At 64.0% G+C, this 22711-nt stretch carries 22 protein-coding genes; 13 read left to right on the top strand and 9 right to left on the bottom strand.

The genetic code is table 11. From position 1 onward, the window contains the following. Positions 1-54: 54 nt before the first annotated feature. Positions 55-1113: a DUF6542 domain-containing protein gene (locus ABH922_RS04420; RefSeq protein ID WP_424805771.1), complete on the top strand. Its 1059-nt coding sequence runs from the start codon at positions 55-57 to the stop codon at positions 1111-1113. A 66-nt stretch (positions 1114-1179) separates the two neighbouring features. On the opposite strand, the gene ABH922_RS04415 is transcribed toward ABH922_RS04420, so the two are convergent. Next, positions 1180-2193, bottom strand: a complete 1014-nt coding sequence (locus ABH922_RS04415) for a 4-hydroxy-3-methylbut-2-enyl diphosphate reductase (RefSeq protein ID WP_424805770.1) — start codon at positions 2191-2193, stop codon at positions 1180-1182. 92 nt (positions 2194-2285) lie between these two features. On the opposite strand from ABH922_RS04415, the gene ABH922_RS04410 reads away from it, so the two are divergent. From ABH922_RS04410 to ABH922_RS04400, 3 genes are read left to right on the top strand one after another with little or no spacing between them, the layout of a single operon-like run. Beyond that, positions 2286-2867, top strand: a complete 582-nt coding sequence (locus ABH922_RS04410; RefSeq protein WP_424805769.1) for a lipid droplet-associated protein — start codon at positions 2286-2288, stop codon at positions 2865-2867. Then, on the top strand, positions 2864-4129 hold the full coding sequence (gene xseA, locus ABH922_RS04405) for an exodeoxyribonuclease VII large subunit (RefSeq protein ID WP_424805768.1): 1266 nt from the start codon (positions 2864-2866) through the stop codon (positions 4127-4129). The genes ABH922_RS04410 and xseA overlap by 4 nt, the downstream gene beginning before the upstream one ends. After that, the gene (locus tag ABH922_RS04400) at positions 4126-4341 is read left to right on the top strand and encodes an exodeoxyribonuclease VII small subunit (protein WP_424805767.1); all 216 of its coding nucleotides are present in this window, start codon (positions 4126-4128) and stop codon (positions 4339-4341) included. The genes xseA and ABH922_RS04400 overlap by 4 nt, the downstream gene beginning before the upstream one ends. A 42-nt stretch (positions 4342-4383) precedes the next feature. Here ABH922_RS04400 and ABH922_RS04395 read toward each other — a convergent pair whose 3' ends face one another. Then, the gene (locus ABH922_RS04395) at positions 4384-4953 is read right to left on the bottom strand and encodes a DUF4245 domain-containing protein (protein ID WP_424805766.1); all 570 of its coding nucleotides are present in this window, start codon (positions 4951-4953) and stop codon (positions 4384-4386) included. 187 nt (positions 4954-5140) lie between these two features. Between ABH922_RS04395 and glpX the strand changes: the two genes are divergently transcribed. Together glpX and ABH922_RS04385 are read left to right on the top strand one after the other, a co-directional pair. Next, positions 5141-6175: a class II fructose-bisphosphatase gene (gene glpX, locus ABH922_RS04390; protein ID WP_424805765.1), complete on the top strand. Its 1035-nt coding sequence runs from the start codon at positions 5141-5143 to the stop codon at positions 6173-6175. 101 nt (positions 6176-6276) lie between these two features. Beyond that, positions 6277-7680: a class II fumarate hydratase gene (locus ABH922_RS04385; RefSeq protein ID WP_424805764.1), complete on the top strand. Its 1404-nt coding sequence runs from the start codon at positions 6277-6279 to the stop codon at positions 7678-7680. 739 nt (positions 7681-8419) lie between these two features. Here ABH922_RS04385 and ABH922_RS04380 read toward each other — a convergent pair. After that, positions 8420-9118, bottom strand: coding sequence for an NADPH-dependent F420 reductase (locus tag ABH922_RS04380; protein ID WP_424809563.1), 699 nt, complete (start codon positions 9116-9118; stop codon positions 8420-8422). Between the two features lie 381 nt (positions 9119-9499). Between ABH922_RS04380 and ABH922_RS04375 the strand changes: the two genes are divergently transcribed. Next, entirely contained in the window at positions 9500-10066 is a 567-nt protein-coding gene (locus ABH922_RS04375; RefSeq protein ID WP_424805763.1) for a TetR/AcrR family transcriptional regulator, read from the top strand. A gap of 66 nt (positions 10067-10132) precedes the next feature. Next, positions 10133-11779, top strand: a complete 1647-nt coding sequence (locus tag ABH922_RS04370) for an MFS transporter (RefSeq protein WP_424805762.1) — start codon at positions 10133-10135, stop codon at positions 11777-11779. A gap of 5 nt (positions 11780-11784) precedes the next feature. Here ABH922_RS04370 and ABH922_RS04365 read toward each other — a convergent pair whose 3' ends face one another. Further along, positions 11785-12225 carry a VOC family protein gene (locus ABH922_RS04365; RefSeq protein ID WP_424805761.1) on the bottom strand — a complete coding sequence of 147 codons (441 nt, stop codon included), beginning with the start codon at positions 12223-12225 and terminating at the stop codon, positions 11785-11787. Between the two features lie 217 nt (positions 12226-12442). On the opposite strand from ABH922_RS04365, the gene ABH922_RS04360 reads away from it, so the two are divergent. Beyond that, complete coding sequence (locus ABH922_RS04360) at positions 12443-13522, top strand: dipeptidase (protein WP_424805760.1); 1080 nt, start codon at positions 12443-12445, stop codon at positions 13520-13522. A 148-nt stretch (positions 13523-13670) separates the two neighbouring features. Continuing rightward, positions 13671-14183 (top strand): RidA family protein, encoded by a 513-nt coding sequence (locus ABH922_RS04355; RefSeq protein ID WP_424805759.1) that lies wholly within the window; start codon positions 13671-13673, stop codon positions 14181-14183. Between the two features lie 107 nt (positions 14184-14290). On the opposite strand, the gene ABH922_RS04350 is transcribed toward ABH922_RS04355, so the two are convergent. Continuing rightward, positions 14291-14902, bottom strand: a complete 612-nt coding sequence (locus ABH922_RS04350) for a response regulator (protein WP_424805758.1) — start codon at positions 14900-14902, stop codon at positions 14291-14293. 180 nt (positions 14903-15082) lie between these two features. On the opposite strand from ABH922_RS04350, the gene ABH922_RS04345 reads away from it, so the two are divergent. From ABH922_RS04345 to ABH922_RS04335, 3 genes are read left to right on the top strand one after another with little or no spacing between them, the layout of a single operon-like run. Beyond that, the gene (locus ABH922_RS04345; protein WP_424805757.1) at positions 15083-16357 is read left to right on the top strand and encodes an NAD(P)/FAD-dependent oxidoreductase; all 1275 of its coding nucleotides are present in this window, start codon (positions 15083-15085) and stop codon (positions 16355-16357) included. A 36-nt stretch (positions 16358-16393) separates the two neighbouring features. After that, positions 16394-16822 carry a limonene-1,2-epoxide hydrolase family protein gene (locus ABH922_RS04340; RefSeq protein ID WP_424805756.1) on the top strand — a complete coding sequence of 143 codons (429 nt, stop codon included), beginning with the start codon at positions 16394-16396 and terminating at the stop codon, positions 16820-16822. Positions 16823-16845: 23 nt separating this feature from the next. Beyond that, positions 16846-17256, top strand: a complete 411-nt coding sequence (locus tag ABH922_RS04335) for a carboxymuconolactone decarboxylase family protein (protein WP_424805755.1) — start codon at positions 16846-16848, stop codon at positions 17254-17256. Positions 17257-17301: 45 nt separating this feature from the next. On the opposite strand, the gene ABH922_RS04330 is transcribed toward ABH922_RS04335, so the two are convergent. The 4 genes from ABH922_RS04330 to glyA form a co-directional block, all read right to left on the bottom strand. After that, on the bottom strand, positions 17302-18669 hold the full coding sequence (locus ABH922_RS04330; RefSeq protein WP_424805754.1) for a PhoH family protein: 1368 nt from the start codon (positions 18667-18669) through the stop codon (positions 17302-17304). Positions 18670-18926: 257 nt separating this feature from the next. After that, positions 18927-19640 (bottom strand): response regulator transcription factor, encoded by a 714-nt coding sequence (locus ABH922_RS04325; RefSeq protein WP_424805753.1) that lies wholly within the window; start codon positions 19638-19640, stop codon positions 18927-18929. Positions 19641-19741: 101 nt separating this feature from the next. Then, positions 19742-21175 (bottom strand): amidase, encoded by a 1434-nt coding sequence (locus tag ABH922_RS04320; RefSeq protein ID WP_424805752.1) that lies wholly within the window; start codon positions 21173-21175, stop codon positions 19742-19744. A 164-nt stretch (positions 21176-21339) separates the two neighbouring features. Continuing rightward, positions 21340-22647, bottom strand: a complete 1308-nt coding sequence (glyA, locus tag ABH922_RS04315) for a serine hydroxymethyltransferase (RefSeq protein ID WP_424805751.1) — start codon at positions 22645-22647, stop codon at positions 21340-21342. Positions 22648-22711: the final 64 nt, after the last annotated feature.

Below are 22711 nucleotides of genomic sequence, written 5' to 3'. Positions count from 1 at the left end.
CCCCGTCAACCGCGCAAACGCGGTCGAACACTCGAGAACCGCTAATGTCGGTATGTGTCTGCAACCCAACGTGCCCGCTCCGGGGTGCCGCTGGACAAGCGATCCCTCGTCGTGACCGTCCCCGGCCTGCCGTGGTGGGGTGTCATCCTGCTCGCCACCGGCGTCACTGCCGTCGGCGTTCTGATCGATGCCACCGGCGGCAGCGGTGAACTCACCTCGGTGTTCTCGACGTTCTATTTCCTCGGCGTGCTGTTCGCGGTTGTCGCCGCGTCGAACAAGGCCCTCTTCACGGCGATGGCGCAGCCACCGCTGATTCTGTTCGCCGCGGTACCGATCGCGCACACGTTGATCGGCAAGGACAAGAGCACTGCTTTGCGCGATATCGCCATCAACATCGCGTATCCGTTGGTGAACCGATTCCCCGTCATGTTGGCTGCGACCGTCGTCGTCCTCGTCATCGGCGGCGTGCGTTATTTCCTGCTGATCCAGCGCCCCAACGGTGTGCCGCGCTCGGTTCGAACCCGACGCTCGACGGCCCGCCCTGTCGGGGACGACACCCGCAGAGGTGGCGGTAGCCGCAGACGACGCGCTGCCGTCGACGATCGCACGGAGTCCACGCCCCCGATACCGGAGCCGATTCCGAGCCGGTCTACCGGCCCGACCGTGCGACGCCCGTACCGCGCCGAGGCACCGCCTGCTCCACGCTACGACGGCCCTCGCTCGGCACCAGCGCCCCGCCGCGTTGCCGGAAGCCAAGTTCCCTACGATCCACCGGCCCCGCCGCCCAGACGTGCAGCGCCTTCGCTGCCACCACTCGACGGCGAGCGCCCGGCACCACGCGCAGCGAACCGCCCTCGCTACGCCGCTCCCGAGACCGGTAACTCTGGGGCGGAGCGTCGGCCGACCGCCGGCCAAACGAGCGACTATCCCTCGTACGGGCGCCGTCGACCCGCCGAGCGAGAGTCCCGCCCGTCCACCGAACGAATGGACCCGTACTTCGACGCCGACGAGAAGCCGTCACCGCTACGTCGCCGCCCGCCAGGTGCACAAGCGCCTGCCTATCCGCCGCCGCGGGTCAGGTATCGCGACCGCGACGAACCACGCGGCGACTGAACGGTGGAGACGAGGGGCCTGTTCGATACCGAACAGGCCCCTCGTCTCGACGGTCGGTTGCACAACTCACGAAGTGCGGGCGGATCGCAATTCTCGAGGAAGGGCGAACACGAGGGTTTCGTTGGCCGTGGTCACCGGTTGAACATCCTGGAAACCGTGGTCGGCGAGAAGTTCGATCACGCCACGCACCAGTACCTCCGGTACCGAAGCACCCGAGGTGATACCGACCGTCTGTACACCGTCGAGCCAGGAGAGATCGACTTCACGGGCATAGTCGACGAGGTACGAGGCCTTCGCGCCGGCCCCGAGCGCAACCTCGACGAGCCGCACCGAATTGGAGGAGTTCCGCGAACCGACCACGATGACGAGGTCGCATTCCGGGGCCATCGCCTTCACCGCTACCTGACGGTTTTGAGTGGCGTAGCAGATGTCGTCGGACGGCGGGTCCTGCAAGTTGGGGAAACGCTCGCGTAGCCGCGCGACGGTCTGCATGGTCTCGTCGACACTCAACGTGGTCTGGGACAGCCAGATGACCTTGGATTCGTCACGCACGGTGACGGTGGCCACGGAGTCCGGTCCGTCGACGATCGTGACGTGATCCGGTGCCTCGCCCGCTGTGCCTTCGACCTCCTCGTGGCCTTCGTGGCCGATCAGCAGGATGTCGTAGTCGTCGCGGGCGAATCGCTTCGCTTCCTGGTGCACCTTGGTCACCAGCGGGCACGTCGCATCGATGGTGCGCAGCTGCCGTTGCGCCGCCGATTCGTGAACGGCAGGCGAAACGCCGTGTGCGGAGAACACGAGCAGTGAACCTTCGGGGACCTCGTCCGTCTCGTCGACGAAGATGACACCCTGCTCTTCGAGCGTCTCGACGACGTGCCGGTTGTGCACGATTTCCTTACGAACGTAGATCGGCGCTCCGTGCTTTTCGAGCGCCTTCTCGACGGTCTCGACGGCGCGATCGACGCCGGCGCAGTAGCCGCGAGGCTCGGCCAGAAGAACGCGCTTACCCGAACCCTTGCGGGTGGACGGGAAATCCGCCGAGTGTGCGATACCGAGATTGAGTGGAACGGCCGAAGACATGGGACCAGCCTACTTGCCCCGCTGACGTGGTACACCTCGGCAACAGAGCCGCCCGGCTACCGATTGTCGGAGCTTTGCGGCAAGCTGGAGCAATGATCCGACCCCCATTCGTGGCGCGTGTCGCCGCGGGACTCGCCGTCACCGCGTTGGAAGAGGCAAGGAACGCGTTGGAGGAGGCGAGGAAAATACCTGGCGTCGCCGTCACTTTGCCGATGACCGCGGTGAGCCAGGTTCTGCAGACCGGTATGCGTTTACAGCAGTCGATCACCTCGTTGGCCATCAAAGGCGATCAAGCGTTCGCGCTGCTTCCGTGGCAGGGCGAGGAGGCGCAGCCGGCGTGGGCGGTCTTCGACGAGGACACCGACACGGCGGCGACCGATACCGCGGCAGCCGGTGGTTCCGGGCGGTTCGCGCTGTACTCCGTCGATCCGACCGACGGTGCCCGATCGCAGGCGGAGTCGGCTGCACCGCATGCTGACGTCGCGGTGGACGAACCCGATATCGTCACCGCTCTGGACTACCCGAACCTCACGTTGGCGCAGTTGCGCGCCCGGATTCGAACTCTCGGGATCGACGATCTGACCGCAGTGCTGGACTACGAGAACGCAACACGCTCCCGCGCACCGTTCCAGACGATGCTGTCCAACCGCATCACCACCGCCAAGGCAAAGTGACTTCCCCGACCGGCCCGTCGACCTCGCAACGCTCCACCGGAGCCAGTACCGCCGAGCAACCATGGCCTGTGCGCACCGTTTCCGCGAAGGTTGCCGGTTGGATCGATCGCCTCGGCAGCATCTGGGTGGAGGGCCAGATCACTCAGATCAACGCCCGCCCGGGCACCCGGACGGCGTTCTTGGTGTTGCGTGATCCGTCAGCGGACATGTCCCTGTCGATCACCTGCTCCCCGCAACTACTGCACAATTCGCCCGTTCCCTTGACCGAGGGCTCACGGGTGGTGATGTTCGGAAAACTCTCGTTCTACACCGGACGCGGTACCGTCTCGCTACGCGTGACCGAGATCCGGGCCGTCGGCATCGGCGAACTCCTGGCCCGCATCGAACGCCTCCGGGCCTTGCTGGCCGCCGAAGGACTCTTCGATCCTCGTCTGAAGCGTCCACTGCCGTTCCTGCCGGGAACCGTCGGGCTGATCACGGGCCGGGCCGGCGCCGCGGAGAAGGATGTCGTCTCGGTAGCTCAACGGCGCTGGCCGGCCGTTGCCATCGCGGTGCGCAACACCGCAGTCCAGGGACCCACTGCGGTACCGCAGATCATCGAAGCGCTCCGTGAACTCGACGCCGATCCACAGGTGGACGTCATCATCATCGCCCGTGGCGGGGGTAGCGTCGAAGACTTGTTGCCGTTCTCCGACGAGGCACTGTGCCGCGCGATCGTCGCTGCGACGACACCGATCGTCAGTGCCATCGGCCACGAGCCGGACAGCCCACTGAGCGATCACGTCGCCGATGTGCGAGCGGCCACCCCCACCGATGCCGCCAAGCGCGTCGTACCCGATGCGGTCGCCGAAGCCGCATTGGTTGCCGATCTGCGCGACCGCAGCGCCGCGGCTCTGCGCAGCTGGGTGCAGCGCGAATCGCATCTCGTCGAGCAGTTGCGTTCGCGCCCGGTGATGGCGTCGCCGCTTCTCGCCGTCGAGCGCCGCGCCGAAGAAGTGGAACGACTGCAGGCCACGGTGCGACGAGACGTCGCCCGGCTGATCGACTCGGAAGCTCGTACCGTGGAACATCTGCGTGCGCGGCTGACCACCTTGGGTCCGGCCGCAACGCTGGCCCGCGGATACGCCGTCGTGCAACGAGTTGTCGCCGACTCCGATCCGGAGGTTCTGCGCTCGGTGGACGAAGCACCGCCCGGCACCCAAATTCGCGTCCGACTGGCCGACGGCGCTGTTCGCGCTGCAGTGATGGGGAGAGAAAAATGAGCACCACCGACATCGACGTCGCCGAACTCGGGTACGAAGCTGCCAGGGACGAACTGGTCGGGGTCGTGAAGATCCTGGAACAGGGCGGACTCGACCTCGACGCGTCACTCTCGCTCTGGGAACGCGGGGAGGCGCTGGCCAAGCGGTGCGAGGAGCATCTGGCCGGCGCGCGGGCGCGCGTGGAGAAGGCTCTCGCCGAAGCGGAGGACTGACGCCTCAGGCGCCAGTCCCGGCCTCGATCGAATGCCCTGCCTCTATCGAGTGAGCGGTTCGGCTTCCCCGACGTTGGTCGCGAGCGTCGTGAAGTCTGCTTCCGACGCCGCTCCGGTCAGTAGAAGTCGGACGCCGTCGATGTCGGTGACCCAGATCGGCTCGACGCCGTCGCCGCCGTACACGTTCCAGCTGTGGCTCCCGATCTGTTGTACGTCGGTGGCGAATCGCTGACCACCCGCGACATGCGCCACCAGCGGCATTTCCTCGGCGTTGCTCTGCGTCAGCTGGAGGTAGCGGCCGGCGGTGGTGATGAACCCGACAGTGCTCGAGTCGCCTCCACCGGTACCGGCGATGATGGCCCTACTCCCGGAGTTCGGCGTCCATCCGTCCGGAACACCGGGGTTTCGGATCGGAAATCCGAGTTCCCGCGAGTCGTACTTGAGCGCCGAGTCGATGTCGACGCTCGGGATCGGCCCCTGGGTGGGGCCGCCGGGACTGAACGTGCACTGACTGGCGATGCCCGCGATGATGATGCAGAACAGCACCAGCGGTACCAACGACCAGACCATGTCTTTGTTGTCGTGAAGGATGCGGGGTTTATCGGAAGCCACGCCATTCAGTATCCAGGTACGCGACGGCAGGCGGCATTCCCGGTCCCTTGCCGGGCGTGCGGGGAGGCAAATCGGCCTGCTCCGACCCGCGGACGGACGCAATGGCTCCCATCTGGGAGAATCACGCCTGAACACACCCAGCGTCGACACACCCCGTCGACCGCGACCGCGCCAGGAGGCACCGCATATGACGGCCAGCAGCACTCATCGTGAGACCCCGGACCGTAACCTCGCACTCGAATTGGTCCGAGTCACCGAAGCCGGTGCCATGGCTGCCGGTCGCTGGGTAGGCCGCGGCGACAAGGAAGGCGGCGACGGAGCCGCCGTCGACGCGATGCGTCAGCTCGTCTCGTCCGTCTCGATGCGCGGCGTCGTCGTCATCGGTGAGGGTGAGAAGGACGAGGCGCCGATGCTGTTCAACGGCGAAGAAGTCGGAAACGGCGACGGTCCGGACTGCGATTTCGCCGTCGACCCGGTGGACGGCACCACCTTGATGTCCAAGGGCATGCCCAACGCGATCTCGGTTCTCGCCGTTGCCGAACGCGGCGCGATGTTCGATCCGTCTGCCGTGTTCTACATGGAGAAGATCGCCGTCGGTCCCGAGGCTGCGGACGTCATCGACATCAGCGCACCGATCGCGGAGAACATCAAGCGAGTCGCGAAGGTCAAGAAGGCGTCGGTCTCCGACATCACGATTTGTATCCTCGACCGCCCACGCCACAACCAGCTGATCCAGGACGTCCGCGACACCGGCGCCCGGATCCGTCTGATCTCCGACGGTGACGTCGCCGGAGCCATCGCCGCAGCCCGCCCGGAGTCCGGTACCGACATGCTCGTCGGTATCGGCGGCACCCCCGAGGGAATTATCGCTGCTGCCGCCATGCGCTGCATGGGAGGATCGCTGCAGGGCAAGCTCGCCCCCACCGACGACGCCGAGCGGCAGAAGGCCATCGACGCCGGTCACGATCTCGATCGCATCCTGACCACCGAAGACCTCGTCTCCGGCGAGAACGTCTTCTTCTGTGCGACGGGCGTCACCGACGGTGACCTGCTGCGCGGTGTCCGCTACTACGGCGGCGGTGCCAGCACGCAGTCCATCGTGATGCGCAGCAAGTCCGGCACCGTCCGCATGATCGACGCGTACCACCGTCTCGAGAAGCTCCGCGAGTACAGCTCCGTGGACTTCGACGGCGAAGAGGGCGCGGTTCCGCCGACGTTCTGATGGCTCCGTCCTGTGCGCCTTTCCGGTAGTCACCGCTACCGGGAGGGCGCACAGGGAAACGTAATCCCCTACCGGCTCCCGGAAAGTGGCAATCTGGAGTCATGACGGAGAGCAACGACCAGCAGTTCCGAATCGAACACGACACCATGGGCGAGGTTCGGGTGCCCATCGACGCATTGTGGCGGGCCCAGACTCAGCGTGCTGTCGAGAACTTCCCGATCAGCGGGCGTCCGCTCGAGCGCACCCAGATTCGTGCAATGGGATTGTTGAAGGCTGCGTGCGCGCAGGTCAACAAGGATCTCGGGTTGCTCGATGCAGACAAGGCCGACGCCGTCATCGCCGCCGCTACCGAGATCGCGGACGGCAGGCACGACGACCAGTTCCCGATCGACGTGTTCCAGACCGGTTCGGGTACGAGCTCGAACATGAACGCCAACGAGGTCATCGCGTCGATCGCCAAGGCAGCCGGGGTGCAGATTCACCCGAACGATCACGTGAACATGTCACAGTCCTCCAACGACACGTTCCCCACCGCCACGCATGTCGCAGCAACCGAAGCCGCCGTGACGGATCTGATTCCGGCGCTCGAGCACCTTCATGCCGCACTCGCGGCGAAAGCCGCCGAGTGGAAGACCGTCGTGAAGTCCGGACGCACTCACCTCATGGATGCGGTGCCGGTGACGCTCGGTCAGGAATTCGGTGGCTATGCACGCCAGATCGAGGCCGGTATCGAGCGTGTCAGTGCCGTTCTCCCCCGCCTCGGCGAGCTTCCGATCGGCGGAACCGCAGTAGGCACCGGACTCAACGCGCCTGACGGCTTCGGTCCGAAAGTTGTTGCCGAACTGGTCAAGTCGACTGGAGTCGATACACTGACGCCGGCGAAGAACAGTTTCGAGGCCCAGGCTGCTCGGGACGGGCTGGTGGAAGCATCGGGCGCGCTGCGAACCATTGCCGTGTCGTTGACGAAGATCGCCAACGACATTCGCTGGATGGGATCGGGTCCGCTGACCGGGCTCGGCGAATTAGCGCTTCCGGACTTGCAACCGGGTAGTTCCATCATGCCGGGCAAAGTCAACCCGGTCCTGCCTGAGGCCGTGACGCAGGTGGCCGCTCAGGTCGTCGGGAACGATGCCGCTATCGCGTGGGGCGGCGCAGCGGGCGCCTTCGAACTCAACGTCTACATTCCGGTGATGGCCCGTAACCTTCTGGAATCGTTCACGTTGCTGGCCAATGTCTCTCGCTTGTTCGCCGACAAGTGCGTCAGCGGCCTGGTCGCCCACGAGGAGCATCTGAAGACTCTGGCCGAGTCGTCGCCGTCGATCGTGACTCCGCTCAATTCGGCGATCGGCTACGAGGAGGCTGCGGCCGTGGCGAAGCAGGCGTTGAAGGAGAAGAAGACCATTCGACAGGTCGTCATCGAGCGCGGCCTGGTCCCGGAGAAGCTGAGTGAGGAAGAGCTCGACAAGCGCCTGGACGTGTTGGCCATGGCGAAGGTTCAGAACTGATCCGGTAGTACCGACCGGGGCGCACGGGGAATCATGCGCCCCCGGTCAGGGCTTCATTTCCCGAAGGAACCGACCAGCGATGCCCATCGATTCTCGCATCGAGGTTTGATTCTGCAGGCCCAGGATACGCTTGGGTGAGTGAACATAGCTGCCCGACTTCATTTTTCGACTCGATAATATTTCGCGAGCGGCAACGGTAGCCGATGAGTCTCCGGCGGATGCGGTGCTTCCCAGCTGCGGTAGCCCTCCGAGTGATCTTCCGATCTCGAGTACGGACGACACCAGCCGGGGAGTCAGGTTTTTGGCGCCGACGATCTTGACCAGCGCGGCGAACATCCTGCCGTCATCGTCGATCGCCTCGGGATGAATGTAACCGGCATGCAGATAACTACGCGCCTGGATACGCTGAGCGCAGTGGGCACCGTCGAGATCGTCACTTCCCGTAGAGATCTCGGGGATCCGAACGACTTTTCACCTGTTCGACCGAGTGCACACGAATGTCTCCGAATCCATGCAGATCTCCGTCCGACCGATCCGGCCGTCGAAAAAACCTACGCAACAGTTGACCTCGATGTGGCAGAGCACCGGGAACAACCCTCGTGGGTGTTACTCCCAGACTCGCACCGACCAGATGCAACCGGTAGTCGTTCGTTCGGATGACATACCTCGCCGGTCGGGTTGCGCGTGTACCGCGGCGCTGCGCAGCCCGACCGACCGACCGACCGACCGACCGTGAAGACTACTTCGCGGCGCGCCATTCGTCAGTGCGGTCGGTGGTGGCCTCGGCCAGAGCCGTGATGGTGTCTTCGCGGCCGTAGTCCTTGCCGTAGACCGGAGTTCCCGGCTGCTGGCGCCACGAGTCGTCGATGGATCCGGTGTCGACCGGGTCGAACCCGAGCTGGTCGATCAGATCGAAGACGATCTTCTTGTTCTCGACGTCGTCACCGGAGACGGGAAGTGCGATGCGAGCGTCCGATCCCGCTGGAAGTCCTTTCTCGAGAAGGTTCTTCCACCAGATTCCGTTGAATGCCTTGAAGACCGGAACACCGAGATGTTCTTGCACCCAACCGCTCTCGGTCTGTCCGTCCTCGATCGCGGCGATCAATCCGTCGCGTTGTTGCGGGTAGTAGTTGTTGGTCTCGATCACAGGAGCACCCTCGACAGCGCCGTCCAGGATTCCGGCAGGCAAGTCCACGACGTTCTTCTGCGGAATACTGACGATGACCAGTTCGGCACCGTCGGCAGCCTCGGTGTTGAGCACGGCGGTCGCGCCGGTCTCGCCGGCAAGGTCCGCCAAGGTATCGGGGGTGCGTGAATTCGCGACACGCACGTCGTGACCTAGAGCGGTGAGTCGCCGTGTGAGCGTTCCGCCGATCTGTCCCGCTCCGATGATTCCGATACGCATTCTGTGACACTCCTTGGCCGAGGTTGCGGCGATGCTGTCGCCGCACCGTTCAACGGCCACGCCTCCGACGTAATTCCGCAACGCCACATCGGATCTCTCCGATTCGAGGTCTTGACAATCGCCGAGTCACTTTATCGGGCACATGCCATACCGAACGATATACGCAATTTCGAGAGAAATTGGCATTCCGGCGTAGTTGAACTGTGAACATCACTTGACTGTGTTCTACAGTTACACATAAAGTGATCGTCGTTCCTATACCGGACGATATATTGAGGAGATGCCGTTGAGACCGCAACTGCAACGCTCACCACCATGAGCCGTTCGACCTCGCACTGCCCCCTCGCCGCCGCTCGACGCAGGTGGGGCCCCTCGAAAGAGGCCACCGGCATTGCTATTGCATACGATGGCGAGATGGCAGATCCCGACTCACGCACCCTGATGCTGGTCGGCGCCATCAATGCGTTCCGCGAACACGGGATCGCCACCACGTCACTGACGGAGATCGTCGAACGATCCGGCGCACCACGCGGGTCGGTGTATCACTACTTCCCCGAGGGCAAAGGTCAGTTGGCCGGCGAGGCCGTCGAGTATTTCGGTCGCGGCATCAGCGCAGCGATCAGCTCTATGATCGCCCGGTCGACCCCCGCCGAGATCGTCGATGCGGTAGTAGATATCTACCGAAACACACTGCTGGAGAGCGATTTCACGTCATCGTGTCCGATCGCTGCGGCGGCAGTGGAAGGAGCGTCCACTCCTGCCGCACTGGCAGCCGCCGGCGAATCGTTCACGTCCTGGGAATCTCTTCTCACCTCTTTCTTCTGGCAGCAGGGACAACCCACCGAGACGGCGGCCCAATGGGCGACTGTCGTCATCGCGTCCATCGAGGGAGCCCTCCTGATGGCCAAAGCGCAACGCACCACCGCACCACTGGACCGCGTCGGCACCCATCTGAAAGAGCTCGTGTCGGCGCCACGCTGACCACTCGACCTTCCTCCTCCTACCCGCCGATGCTCACGTGTGCACCGGCAGAGATGGCGTACAACCATGTCTCGAATTCAGACACCGTCGTCACCGTTGGCCTCGAAGTCTCGGCGGTTCACCGCACTGATCTTCATCTGCCTGGCCGAACTGCTCGTCGTACTCGACAACACCGTGGTCAATGTCGCACTGCCCACCATGAGTGTCGAACTGCTCGCTTCTGTCAGCGACCTGCAGTGGATAGTCGATGCCTACACGCTGACGTTCGCCGGGTTCCTCCTCACTTTCGGTCACCTCGGCGACCGGTTCGGGCGAAGGAAGGTAATGACCGTCGGCCTGCTCGGTGTGGGCGCGATGTCGTTGGTCGGAGCTCTGTCCGGCAATCTCGAACAGGTGATCTTCGCCCGTGCGGCAATGGGAGTCTTTGCCGCTGCGGTGTTTCCGGCGACGTTGGCGATGATCACGAACATCTTCACCGATACGAAGGAACGCGCGATCGCCATCGCCGCCTGGACTGCCATGGCCGGATTCGCCATTGCCATCGGCCCCACCGCGGGCGGTTGGCTCCTCGAGCACTTCTCCTGGCATTCGGTGTTCTGGATGAACATTCCTGCAGCCGTACTCGTCGTGATCGGTGTACTGCTCGTCGTTCCGGAGTCCAAGGCGTCACACGTCGGCCGATTCGATGTCACCGGTACCGGACTGTCCCTGGCCGGAATCGTGATTCTGGTGTGGACCATCATCGACGCACCACATCGCGGGTGGTTGTCGGCGACGAGCCTGATCGGATATGTCGTGTCAGTAGCCCTGCTGGCCGGATTCGTCGCCTGGGAACTTCGCACGCCGTCGCCGATCCTGAACATGGAACTGTTCCGGATACGTCGATTCTCGCTCCCGGCATTGGCCATTGCGGTCAGCTACTTCAGCATGTTCGGATTCCTGTTCCTGATCACCCAGTACTTCCAGGGCGTCCGGGAGTATTCGCCCCTCGAATTCGGATTACACTCGCTGCCCTTCGCAGCAGCGGTGGCAGTCGGCGCCCCGGTGGCGACGCTGGCCGCCCAGAGGTTCGGGACGACGGCCGTGATCCTACTCGGCCTGCTCGTGTTGAGCGGTGGAATGTACCTGGCCGGTCAAACCACCGTGGAAACTCCTTACCTGGGTCCGGTGGTGATCTCGATGGTGTTGATGGGCCTCGGACTCGCGATCGTGCAGGGACCCGCCACCGACTCCATCATGTCCTCGGTGCCACTGGACGAGGCCGGTGCCGGATCGGCAGTCAACGACACCACCAGAGAACTGGGCGGCACGTTGGGTGTCGCCGTGATCGGTTCCATCGTCGCGTCGTATTACACGTCGAAGATAGCGCCGATAGTCGAGAACATCCCCGAGACGATCATGAATGCCACCGAGAAGGGATTCGCACGCGAGTCGGTACTGAGCGTCATCGAGATCCGCAATCGTGACATCAATCCACTGTTCGACCAGCAGAAGGAGAATCTGATCCTCACGATGAAGACGGCATGCCTGGAAGGCTTCTCGATCGCCTCGTATTTCACAGTGGCGGCCGCGCTGGTGACGGCCCTGCTCATCGCCGTGTTCCTCCCGTGGAGGCCGGGCGAGAACGGCTCGCTTCTGAACGCCTTCACGTCCAAGGAACCCGAACCAGCAGAGGGAAGTTCACCGCGACCCGAATCGACTGCGACCCGGTAGTCGCGTCAGCCGATCTGCTCGAACAGGGACACGATGATCCCTTCCGGTCCACGCACATACGCCATCCGGACACTGTCCTCGTACTCCCCGATGCCGCCGACGAGCCCGTACCCGTCGGCTGCCACCGCATCCACTGCTGCCTGCAGATCGCCGACCTCGAAGGAGACATTGCGCAGGCCGAGCTCGTTGGCCATCGCCGTCGGCGATCCAGGTACGTGGCCGGGAGTGACGAAGGACGAAAGCTCGAGCCTCGCCCCATCGCCCGGTGGCCGCAGCATGACGATCCGGCAGTGAGCACCGGGGAGGCCACAGACGGTCTCCACGAACTCTCCCTCCACGGATCCGGTGCCCTCCACCTCGAGGCCCAGTCCGACGAAGAACGCCGTGACCGAGTCGAGGTCCGCGACGGTGATCCCGACGTGGTCGAAACGTTGTACGTGTGCCATGTGATCCGTCCTTCATACCGTCGGGTCGCGTCGACACCAGGACGGAACTGCCGTCGTTCATGAGCGACATCGGAGCTCGTTCGTCGAATTGCACCAAAGATGGAGCCAACTTCGGTGTAATCGCCTCACGATATCGCGTTGATCTCGACAACACTATCGATACATCCTCCGGCCCGGACACCCTTCGAGCCACGAGATATCGAGCGAAGAGGCCCACGTGTTGATCGGAACCACAACGTTTCCCGATGTGAAACATCCGGCCGCGCTCGATGCGTTCGCGCTCACGCCTCTCGTCGACGGTCACAACGATCTTCCGTGGGCCGCTCGGACCCTCGCCGATTACTCCGTCGAAGGTCTCGAATTGGACTCCGCTTTCCAGACCGACATCGACCGGCTCCGCCGCGGCGGTATCGGCGCCCAGTTCTGGTCGGTCTACTCTCCCGGCACCATGACGGAACCGGAAGCCGTCCGGTTCACCCTCGAACAGATCGACTTCGTCTATCGGATGGTCCAGCGGTACCCCGACACGTTCGAAGTGGCGCGCACCGGTGACGACGTCAGAAGAATCTGGGGCGCCGGGCGAATCGCCTCGCTTCTCGGTGCAGAAGGCGGCCACAGTATCGGCAGCTCACTCGCAGTGCTGCGCACCATGGCCCGGCTCGGTCTGCGATACATGACCCTGACCCACAACGAGAACAATTCGTGGGCTGATTCCGCAACGGACACACCGGTTCACGGCGGTCTCAGCGACTTCGGCCGCGACGTGGTCCGCGAGATGAACCGGCTCGGAGTGCTCGTCGATCTCGCGCATGTCTCGGAAGAGACGATGCGCGACGCGATCGACGTGTCCACCGCGCCGGTCATCTTCAGCCACTCGTCGTGTAGAGCGCTGTGCGATGTCCCCCGGAACGTACCGGACGAGGTGCTACGTCGGCTTCCCCGCAACGGCGGCGTGATCATGATCGCCTTCGTTCCGATGTTCCTGCGCGAGGAGTTCGACGCCTGGCAACGCGGCGGTCGCCTCGGAACCAGGCCGGCGGTGACGATCGACGACGTCGTCGAACACATCGAGCATGCCCGTGACGTCGCCGGTGTCGATCATATCGGGCTCGGCAGCGACTACGACGGATTCGACGACTTCCCGGACGACCTTCGAGACGTTTCCGGATTCGCGCCGCTCGTCGATCGGCTCGCGGAGCGGGGATGGACTCCTGGGGATCTGGCAAAATTGATGGGTGAGAACCTACTTCGAGTTCTGGACGAGACCAGCCCGGAGGCGCTGTCGGCAGGACTCTGACGTCGGGAATGCACAGGCTCGTCGGTTCCGACGAGTACAACTCTACTTTTTCGTATGAGCCGACGACGCGAATCACCTCACCTCGCACGATACTGGCGTCACCGAACTCGTCCACTCGGTTACACGACCTCAACCTGGGAGCACTCACATGTCCGCAACGCCGACAGATACCACCAGCAGCGAACCGAATACCGCTGCCGCGCAGCAGACGTGGACACAACGCCTGGCCGCGGTAGGTCGCACCCTCCCGTCCCCCGCCGCCCCGGCGGGTAACTACATCCCGGCACTGCGCACCGGAAACCTCGTTTTCACCTCCGGCCAATTGCCGCTGGTCGACGGAGTACTCACCCACGAAGGCAAGGTCGGCGCATCGGTATCCGTCGAGGAAGCGGCACTGGCCGCCGAGGTCTGCATCCTCAATGCCCTGGCCGCAGTCGATCAACTGGTCGGCATCGACTCCGTCGTGCGCGTGGTGAAGGTAGTCGGCTTCGTCGCGTCGGCAGACGATTTCAACGGCCAACCGCTGGTGATCAACGGTGCATCGAACCTGCTCGGTGAGATCTTCGGCGATGCCGGACAGCACGCTCGCTCAGCCGTCGGTGTGGCGGAACTTCCGCGTAACACCCCCGTGGAGATCGAACTGATCGTGGAAGTTGCCTGACACCTGTCGACGACGACAGACGTAGTGCTCGATGAGGGGCACTTCACTTCAGGGCCGTTCCGTCATCCCGTCCAACGACGTACGGGTGCGCGGAACGGCCCTGTTTCTCAATGCAGATCGCGCCGCGTGGCCAGCCCCAGTTTGCGTAGGACGTTTCGTACGTGGCTCTTGACCGTGGACAGTTCGATGAACAGTTCGTGGGCGATCTCGGCATTGGTGGATCGTTGCAGCATCAATCCGAGTATCTCGTGTTCGCGCCGCGTCAGACTGCCGCCTTCCGTCGCCTTGCTCAGCCACGACGCGCTCGCTTCCGGTGATGTGCCGACCAGCCAAACACGTTGCCCCGCAGCAGTAGCGCGCAACGAGTCGAGCAGACGGCCGGCCGATTCGCCCTTGTAGACGAAGCTGTCCGCACCGGACAGATACGCTTCGGCGGTGTCCGAGGACGAATTGTACGAGGTGTAGACCAGCACCCGTGGGCTGCCGACATCCAGCGAGGACTTGAGATCTCGGCACAACTCGACGCCGACGAAGTCTCCGCTCAACCGCATCGGCATGACGGCTACTGCCGGACGAAACTCCCTGGCCTTCGCGATGGCCTGGTCCGACGTACTCACCTCGGCGACCACTGTCAGGTCGTCCTGGGCGTCGATCAGTGTCCGCAGGCCGAGCCGCACCACGGGGTGGTCTTCGACGATGAGCACGCTGGTCTGGTCCACGGTCTCGTGAGCCTACCCTTCGAGTAGATACCTGCCCAATGTCCTCCCTGAGGGAGGATGTTTCGGTGCGCCGCCTCCCCTAGCGTGATGAGAGACTGCGTCCCTGCGGCCCTTACCGGTAGTGGTCGCTACCGGTGCGGGCCGCAAGGACCGAAGGCCCAAAAAGACTGGAGAGTACGCGTGGTACAGCATAACTCGGCGGACATCGTCGTCATCGGAGCCGGAGTGATCGGGGCGACGATCGCCAACGAAGCAGCACGAGAAGGCTTGTCGGTCATCGTGATCGACGCCGGATCCGACGTCGGGGCCGGATGCTCGTATGCCAACGCCGGGCTGCTGTCGCCGGATCACGTGGAGCCACTCGCGACGATCAAGAACGTGCGCGACGGCCTGCGCTTCATGTGGCGCCCGGACAGCCCGTTCCTCCTCCGTCCGCGACTGCGTCTCGCACCGTGGCTTGCGCGTTTCGTCGCCGCCGCCTACCCGCGCCGGGCGAAGGCCGCGTCCGTCCTGCTCAAGTCGATGGCGGCCACCAGCCTCGAGATGCACGCGGAATACGGCAAGAACGGGGAGTCGACTTCCTTCACCCGCAGCGGCTCACTCGACATCTTCGAGACGGAACAAGCGCTGGCCCTGTATCGGGCACGCGGCGCCGAGACTCTCTCGCCCGCGCAGACCCGTGAGCTGGTGCCCCAGGTGAGCGGTGCCGTGGGCGCGATTCGCCGACCGGACGACGCTACTGTGGACAGTCGGGTGTACGTGCGGGACATGCTCGATCGTGCCACCGAAGGCGGCGCCGAGGTGCGTTGGAACACCCGCGTGGTCGGAGTCCGCACCGACGCCGGCCGTGTAGTAGAGATCTACACGTCGTCCGGAAATCTGACGGCGGGAACGTTCGTGCTGGCAGCCGGACTCGCGTCGCGCACGATCGGAAAGATGGCCGGGCTCGACCTACCTATCGAGGGGGCCAAGGGCTACGTACTGGATCAGGCTGTCGACGGCGAATCCTTGAGCATGCCGATCACGTTCAAGGAACGTCGGGTGGTTGCCACTCCTTACTCGGACCGCCTGCGATTGTGCGGGACACTCGAACTCGGTGCCGACGACTTGCAGCTCAACGCAAAGCGCCTGGGCGCCGTCCAGCAGGCGGGAATCGACGCGCTCGCGGCCGTGAAGATCGATCACGAGGTCGAACGGTGGGCCGGATTTCGCCCCTGCACCCCGGACGGCATGCCGATCATCGGACGCAGCAGTAAAATTCGTAACGTCGTGACTGCCACCGGGCACGGCATGTGGGGTGTCATTCTGGCCCCGGTCACGGCCCGGATGGTGTTGGACGAGGTCCGAGGAAAAGCCGATCTGGACCGATCGCTGAGCCCGAACCGCTTCCTCGGCCCCCTCGCACGGCGCAAGCTCCGGACTCAGAAACTCACCGTTGCGGTCGGAAACCGCTAGCCTGAGCAGACCAGCAGCGTCAGACGAAGGAGCGCCATGAGTACGCCGTCCGTCCGCACCGTGGAAGCCATGTTCGCCGCGCTCACCGATTTCGACGTGGCCGCTGCAACAGCCCTGATGACCGATGACATCGTGTGGGAGAACGTCTCACTTCCCACGTTGCGCGGTAAGAAACAGATTGCCCGAGCGCTGACGCTGGTGACGCGGCCGGCTCTGAAGTTCGAGGCCGAGATGCGCAACATCGTCGGTGACGAGCGGACGGTCCTCACCGAACGAGCCGACATACTCACTGTCGGCCCGCTGCGAATCGAGTTCTGGGTCTGCGGAACGTTCGAACTTCGTGACGGGAAAATCGCGCTGTGGCGGGACTACTTCAGCGCGCGGGACGTCGCTCGTGGAGTAGTGCTCGCTCTCGGCCGGGCTGTGATCGGTCTGGTTCCGCGAAGTAGGCTGGCTCCGGCCTGACACTTCGATCGGAGAGCAGTGAGATGACCGACAACAACTCCCCCACCCCTTTCGACGCCGGCGTGGAAGTTCGTACCGAGGTGATGGGCGCGGATTTCGTCGATGCGGCATTCGAACGCAGTCGCGGAACCGACAGCGAGGAGCTGCAGAACTTCGTCACGGCGAATGTGTGGGGATCGGTATGGACGAGGCCCGGGCTGGACCGGCGAAGCCGCAGTCTGATCAATCTGGGCATGCTGATCGCGTTGCGTGCCGAGAACGAGCTCAAAGGCCATGTGCGCGGCGCACTTCGGAACGGACTGACCCGCACCGAGATCGTGGAGACGGTGATCCACGCGAGCGCCTACTGCGGTGCGCCGGCCGGGTTGGCGGCAATGCGCGTCGTGCAAGAGGTTCTGGTGGCCGAACTCGGCCCGTTGGAACCAGAAAACTGACCGGCTCCCTCCCGTGCGGTCCGAACCGCACGGGAGGGAACATTTTCAGGACATCGGCCCGAACTCCTCGAGCATTTCGGTGACCAACTCGGCGATCGGTGAGCGCTCACTCCGAGTGAGGGTGATGTGCGCGAACAGCGGGTGGCCCTTCAGTTTCTCGATGACTGCGGCCACGCCGTCGTGCCGGCCGACACGCAGGTTGTCCCGCTGTGCGACGTCGTGAGTCAACACCACCCTCGAGCCGGTCCCGAGCCTGGAAAGCACCGTCAGCAGGACATTTCGCTCCAGCGACTGGGCCTCGTCGACGATGACGAACGAATCGTGCAGCGATCTACCCCGAATGTGCGTCAGCGGCAACACTTCCAGCATTCCCCGTGCCAGCACTTCCTCGAGTACCTCCGGCGACGCGAGACCGTCGAGTGTATCGAAAACCGCCTGTGCCCAGGGGCCCATTTTTTCGCTCTCACTACCGGGAAGGTAGCCGAGTTCTTGTCCGCCAACGGCATACAGTGGACGAAACACGACCACTTTGCGTTGCGATCGCCGCTCCAGCACGGCTTCGAGCCCGGCAGTGAGCGCCAGCGCCGACTTTCCGGTTCCGGCTTTGCCGCCGAGGGAGACGATGCCGATACTTTCGTCCATCAGCAGGTCGAGTGCAATCCGCTGCTCGGCGGAGCGTCCGTGCAGCCCGAATGCCTCTCGTTCGCCGCGGACCAGTTGAATACGCTTGTCCGGGGTCACCCGCCCGAGAGCGCTGGACGATCCCCCCAGGAGCCGAAGACCGGTATGGCACGGTAAATCCCGCGCTTCGTCGAGATCGAGGTATCCGTCGTCGAAGAGCATGTCGATGTCTGACGATGCGACATCGAGTTCGGCCATGCCTGTCCAACCGGAAGGTACGACGTCGTGGGCGTGGTACTCGTCCGCCGGTAGCCCGACGGCACCTGCCTTGACCCGCAAGGGCGTGTCCTTGCTGACGAGAACCACATCCCGGCCTTCGGCCGCAAGGTTGAGAGCACAGGCGAGTATTCTCGAATCGTTGCTGTCGGTGCGGAATCCGACCGGTAGAACCGCAGGATCGGTGTGATTGAGCTCGACCTGCAATGTACCGTTCTCGGTGCCGATCGGAACCGGACGATCGAGACGGCCGTACTCGACCCGGAGGTCGTCGAGCATCCGGAGGGCTTCTCGGGCGAACCAACCCAATTCGTGATGATGCCGTTTACCTTCGAGTTCGCCGACCACCACGAGCGGAAGAACCACCTGATGTTCGGCGAACCTGGTCACCGCCCACGGATCGGACAGTAGGACAGAGGTATCCAGGACAAAAGTACGAAGTGCATCTCCCGAAGATTTCCCGGCCGTTGTATCGGCCCGGGTCGAGTGGGCAGAGACGGAGCGTGATGCAGTCACGTTGGGCTCCTATGTTTGTGGCACCGCACAAACTCAGCTCGCTGGACCGGACGGCTCTGGTGTCATGGGACACGAGGGCCGGGCGCCGGCCCTCTCGTAGTCAATCCTTGCGCCACGATCAGAACCTCCCGTACGAGTAGCTTCTGACTACTCGTTACAGCCGACGCTACTGCGGATCGCGCACTCTCGCCACGGAACGGGCCGGACACCGGATGAACGCCAGGTTACAAAATGCCACTCGTGTCATTTCACGTCACTCAGGACTCGATCAGGCCCCACTCCACGGCTCTGACGGCGGCGTGAACTCGCGAATTGGTTCCCGTCTTGACGAAGATGTTCTCGAGGTGCGTTGCCACCGTGCGCCTGGACACGAACAGCGTCTCGGCTATCTCGGCATTGCCGGCGCCGCGGGCCACCAGTTGCAACACCTGAAGCTCCCTCGGGCTCAGGTGAACCCGTTCGAGGGCCAACTGATCGCCGACAACGCGGTCACACGCGGCACCGGATGTGCGCACCAGATCCCGGACATGCGAGGCTACCTCCGGGTCGGCGAAGCTCATGTGCAACACCCCGGCCACCGCACGACCGGAATGTCCCAGTGCGACCGATGTCCCCTCTTCGTATCCGGACGGTCGGAGCACGTCGGTGACCATCTCGGCCTGTGCGAAACGCGGAACGTCCTGCCAGAACACGGGAACCCCCGACGCCTCGCGGACCACGGCGAAATAGCGGTCGGAGACGAAGTCGTCGAGAAGATAGTCGAGGACCCGCGAACTGTATCCGGCACTGGCCAACGCCCGGTGCCTGCCCGAGCCCGGATCACGGTACGTCACTGCCGCCGCCGAGTACTCGAAGCCTCGTTCCCGAAGTCGCTGTGCGCACATTCCGAGGATTCCGTACGCTGCGACGGCCGGAGACCGCGACGCGAACCTCTCTGGTTCGTCGCCGCGATCGGACGGGGCAACGGTCATCGCACCAATCTAGCCTGCACCAATCCAGCCCGCACCAATCCAGCCCGCACCAATCCAGCCCGCACCAGTGCAGCCCGCACCAATGCAGCACAGGATTTGGCTCACGCCACTACCGAGGTTTCCAACGGCTTCTCGTCCGCCCACGGACGTACGCCTTCCAGGTTCGCTGCGGCCCGCAGAACCAACCCGTCCTGACGGTGACGAGCGGCAATCTGGAGGCCGACCGGTCGGCCGTCGGCGGTGAAACCGGCCGGAACCGTGATCGCCGGATTGTTGAGCATGTTGTACGGGTAGGTGAAGAGCCAATCGAGCAACTGCTCACGCAGCGACGCGCCTTCGAGCCACGACGGCGCGAATTGACTGAGCGAGAACGTGGCCGAAGCCAAGGTCGGCGACACCAGAACGTCGTAGTCGTTCATGAACGTGGTCCACGTGTCCCACATGGCGCCGCGGAACGCATCGGCCCGGCCGACATCGACGCCGGTGAGCCGCTCGGCCTCGCGCATGATCTCGATGAGGTTGTCGTCGACCTCACCGCGCAGGTTGTCCCAGTCGAACAGGTCGTACTCGGATGCGAAGCCCGGCACCCAGATTCCGTTCCACATGGATTCAGACGGATTACCCCACTCCGGTGTGGCCTCGGTGACGTGCGCTCCCATGTCCGCGAACGCCGACACCGCGTCGACGCAGATGGCGAGTACTTCCGGATCGACGTGGCCGAGGCCGAGATTCGGCGACCATGCCACCCGCAGTCCCTTCACGTCACCTTTGGCCGCTTCGACGTACGACGTCTCGACGCGCTCGATCGAGAGCGGATCGGCGTTGTCCGGACCCGCCATGACGTCGAGCATCAGTGCGTTGTCGGCGACGGTGCGGGTGATGGGGCCGTGATATGCCCAGTTGTAGAACCGACCGGCCATAATGGTCTGGGGAATCACTCCGGTGGTCGGTTTGAGTCCGACGACGCCGCACAGTGCCGACGGAATGCGCACCGATCCGGCACCGTCGCTACCCTCTGCCAGCGGCCCGATGCCGGCCGCCACCGCTGCCGACGCGCCGCCGCTCGACCCTCCCGCGCTATGTCCGTGCTTCCACGGATTGTGCGTCGGCCCGTACAGGTGATTGTCGGTTCCGCCGTAGTAGCCGCTTTCGGGCGTATTGGTCTTTCCCAGGAAAAGTCCGCCGGCCGCCCGGAGTCGGTCGACGATCACGGCATTACCGGTAGCGACGTTGCCCGCCATCGGTTTCATCCCGAACGTGGTGGGCAGACCGTCGACCGCCGTCAGATCCTTGATGGTGAACGGAACGCCGTGCAGCGGTCCGAGCTTCTCACCCGACTCCTGACGCCGCGCCAACTCCGCCGCATCCCGGGTGACCTGCTCGCGGTCGAACTGAACGAGAGCATTGATCGACGGGTTGACCGCGTCGACGCGGTTGATCATCGCCTCGGCAATATCGTTGGGCGAGAGCGTTTTCGAGGCCACCGCTGCCGCCATCTCGGTAGCGGAGAGCCAGTGCAGATTCTGTTCGGTCATGGAACTTCCTTAGCGCCGAGGGGTAATGCCCCAAGGCTAGGAAGGCGCCGACCAGCCCGCCATCGGTCATGTGACCGATACCACAAATCGGCCGACGGGCCGTCGTGACACAAATCGGCCCGGCCTGTCGTGAAGACAGACCGGGCGACGAACGATATGTACGACTAGACGTTCTTGCTCAGCAGGCCCCAGTCCTCGAGCCCGTCGTAGAGCGGGACGTCGAGAGCAAGCTTCGCGACGCGGGCACGCAGCGCTGCCAGGTCTGCGCCACCGGCAAGGGCGGTTCCGATGATGTCGGCGACCTCGGTGAACTCGGCATCGCCGAAACCGCGAGTCGCGAGCGCAGCGGTTCCGATCCGCAGGCCGGAGGTGGTCATCGGCGGACGCGGGTCGAACGGAACGGCGTTGCGGTTCACGGTGATTCCAACCTCGTGCAGAAGGTCTTCGCCCTGCTGGCCGTCGAGTGTGGAATTACGCAGGTCTACAAGGACGAGATGCACGTCGGTGCCGCCGGTCAGGACACTGATGCCCTGATCCGCGACATCCTTGTTACCCAGACGCTCGGCGAGGATCCGGGCCCCGGACAGTGTGCGAGCCTGACGGTCCTTGAATTCTTCGCCTGCCGCGATCTTGAAGGTGACCGCCTTGGCTGCGATGGCATGCATGAGCGGTCCACCCTGCTGGCCTGGGAAGACAGCGGAGTTGAGCTTCTTGGCCCACTCCTTCTTCGCCAGGATCAGACCGGAGCGGGGTCCACCGAGGGTCTTGTGGACGGTGGAGGAGACGACGTCCGCGTAGGGAACGGGCGACGGGTGCAGACCGGCAGCCACCAACCCGGCGAAGTGCGCCATGTCGACCCACAGATACGCGCCGACCTCGTCCGCAATCGCACGGAACGCCGCGAAGTCCTGCTGACGCGGGTATGCCGACCAGCCGGCGACGATGACCTTCGGCTTCTCGGCGAGGGCGATGGCGCGCACCTCGTCCATGTCGATCCGGTGATCTTCCTTGCTGACACCGTAGGACGCCACGTCGTAGAGCTTGCCGGAGAAGTTGAGCTTCATGCCGTGCGTGAGGTGACCGCCATGGGCGAGATCGAGGCCGAGCAGCTTCTCACCCGGGTTCATCAGCGCCATCAGCACTGCTGCATTGGCCTGTGCGCCCGAGTGCGGCTGTACGTTCGCGAACTCGGCACCGAACAGCTCCTTGGCGCGGTTGCGGGCGAGGTCCTCGATGACGTCGACATGCTCGCAGCCACCGTAGTAGCGGCGACCGGGGTACCCCTCGGCGTACTTGTTGGTCAGGACGCTGCCCTGAGCCTGCAGAACCGAGCGGGGAACGAAGTTCTCCGACGCGATCATCTCGAGGGTGTCGCGCTGACGAGCCAGTTCACCGGCCATCGCTGCGGCGACCTCTGGATCGAGTTCGGCGAGCGGGGCGGTGTTGAGGTCGGAGCCGGGCACAGCGGTCATCGAAGATTCTCCAAGCTGGATGCGGTAACGAGTACTACCAGTCTACGAACTTCGTCCCGGGGTT

The organism is Rhodococcus sp. 27YEA15 (genome assembly GCF_049739425.1).
In the GTDB taxonomy this organism is placed as follows: domain Bacteria; phylum Actinomycetota; class Actinomycetes; order Mycobacteriales; family Mycobacteriaceae; genus Rhodococcus_F.
The sequence above is the reverse complement of the archived record's forward strand: the minus strand, read 5'-3'. Positions and strand labels throughout refer to the sequence as shown.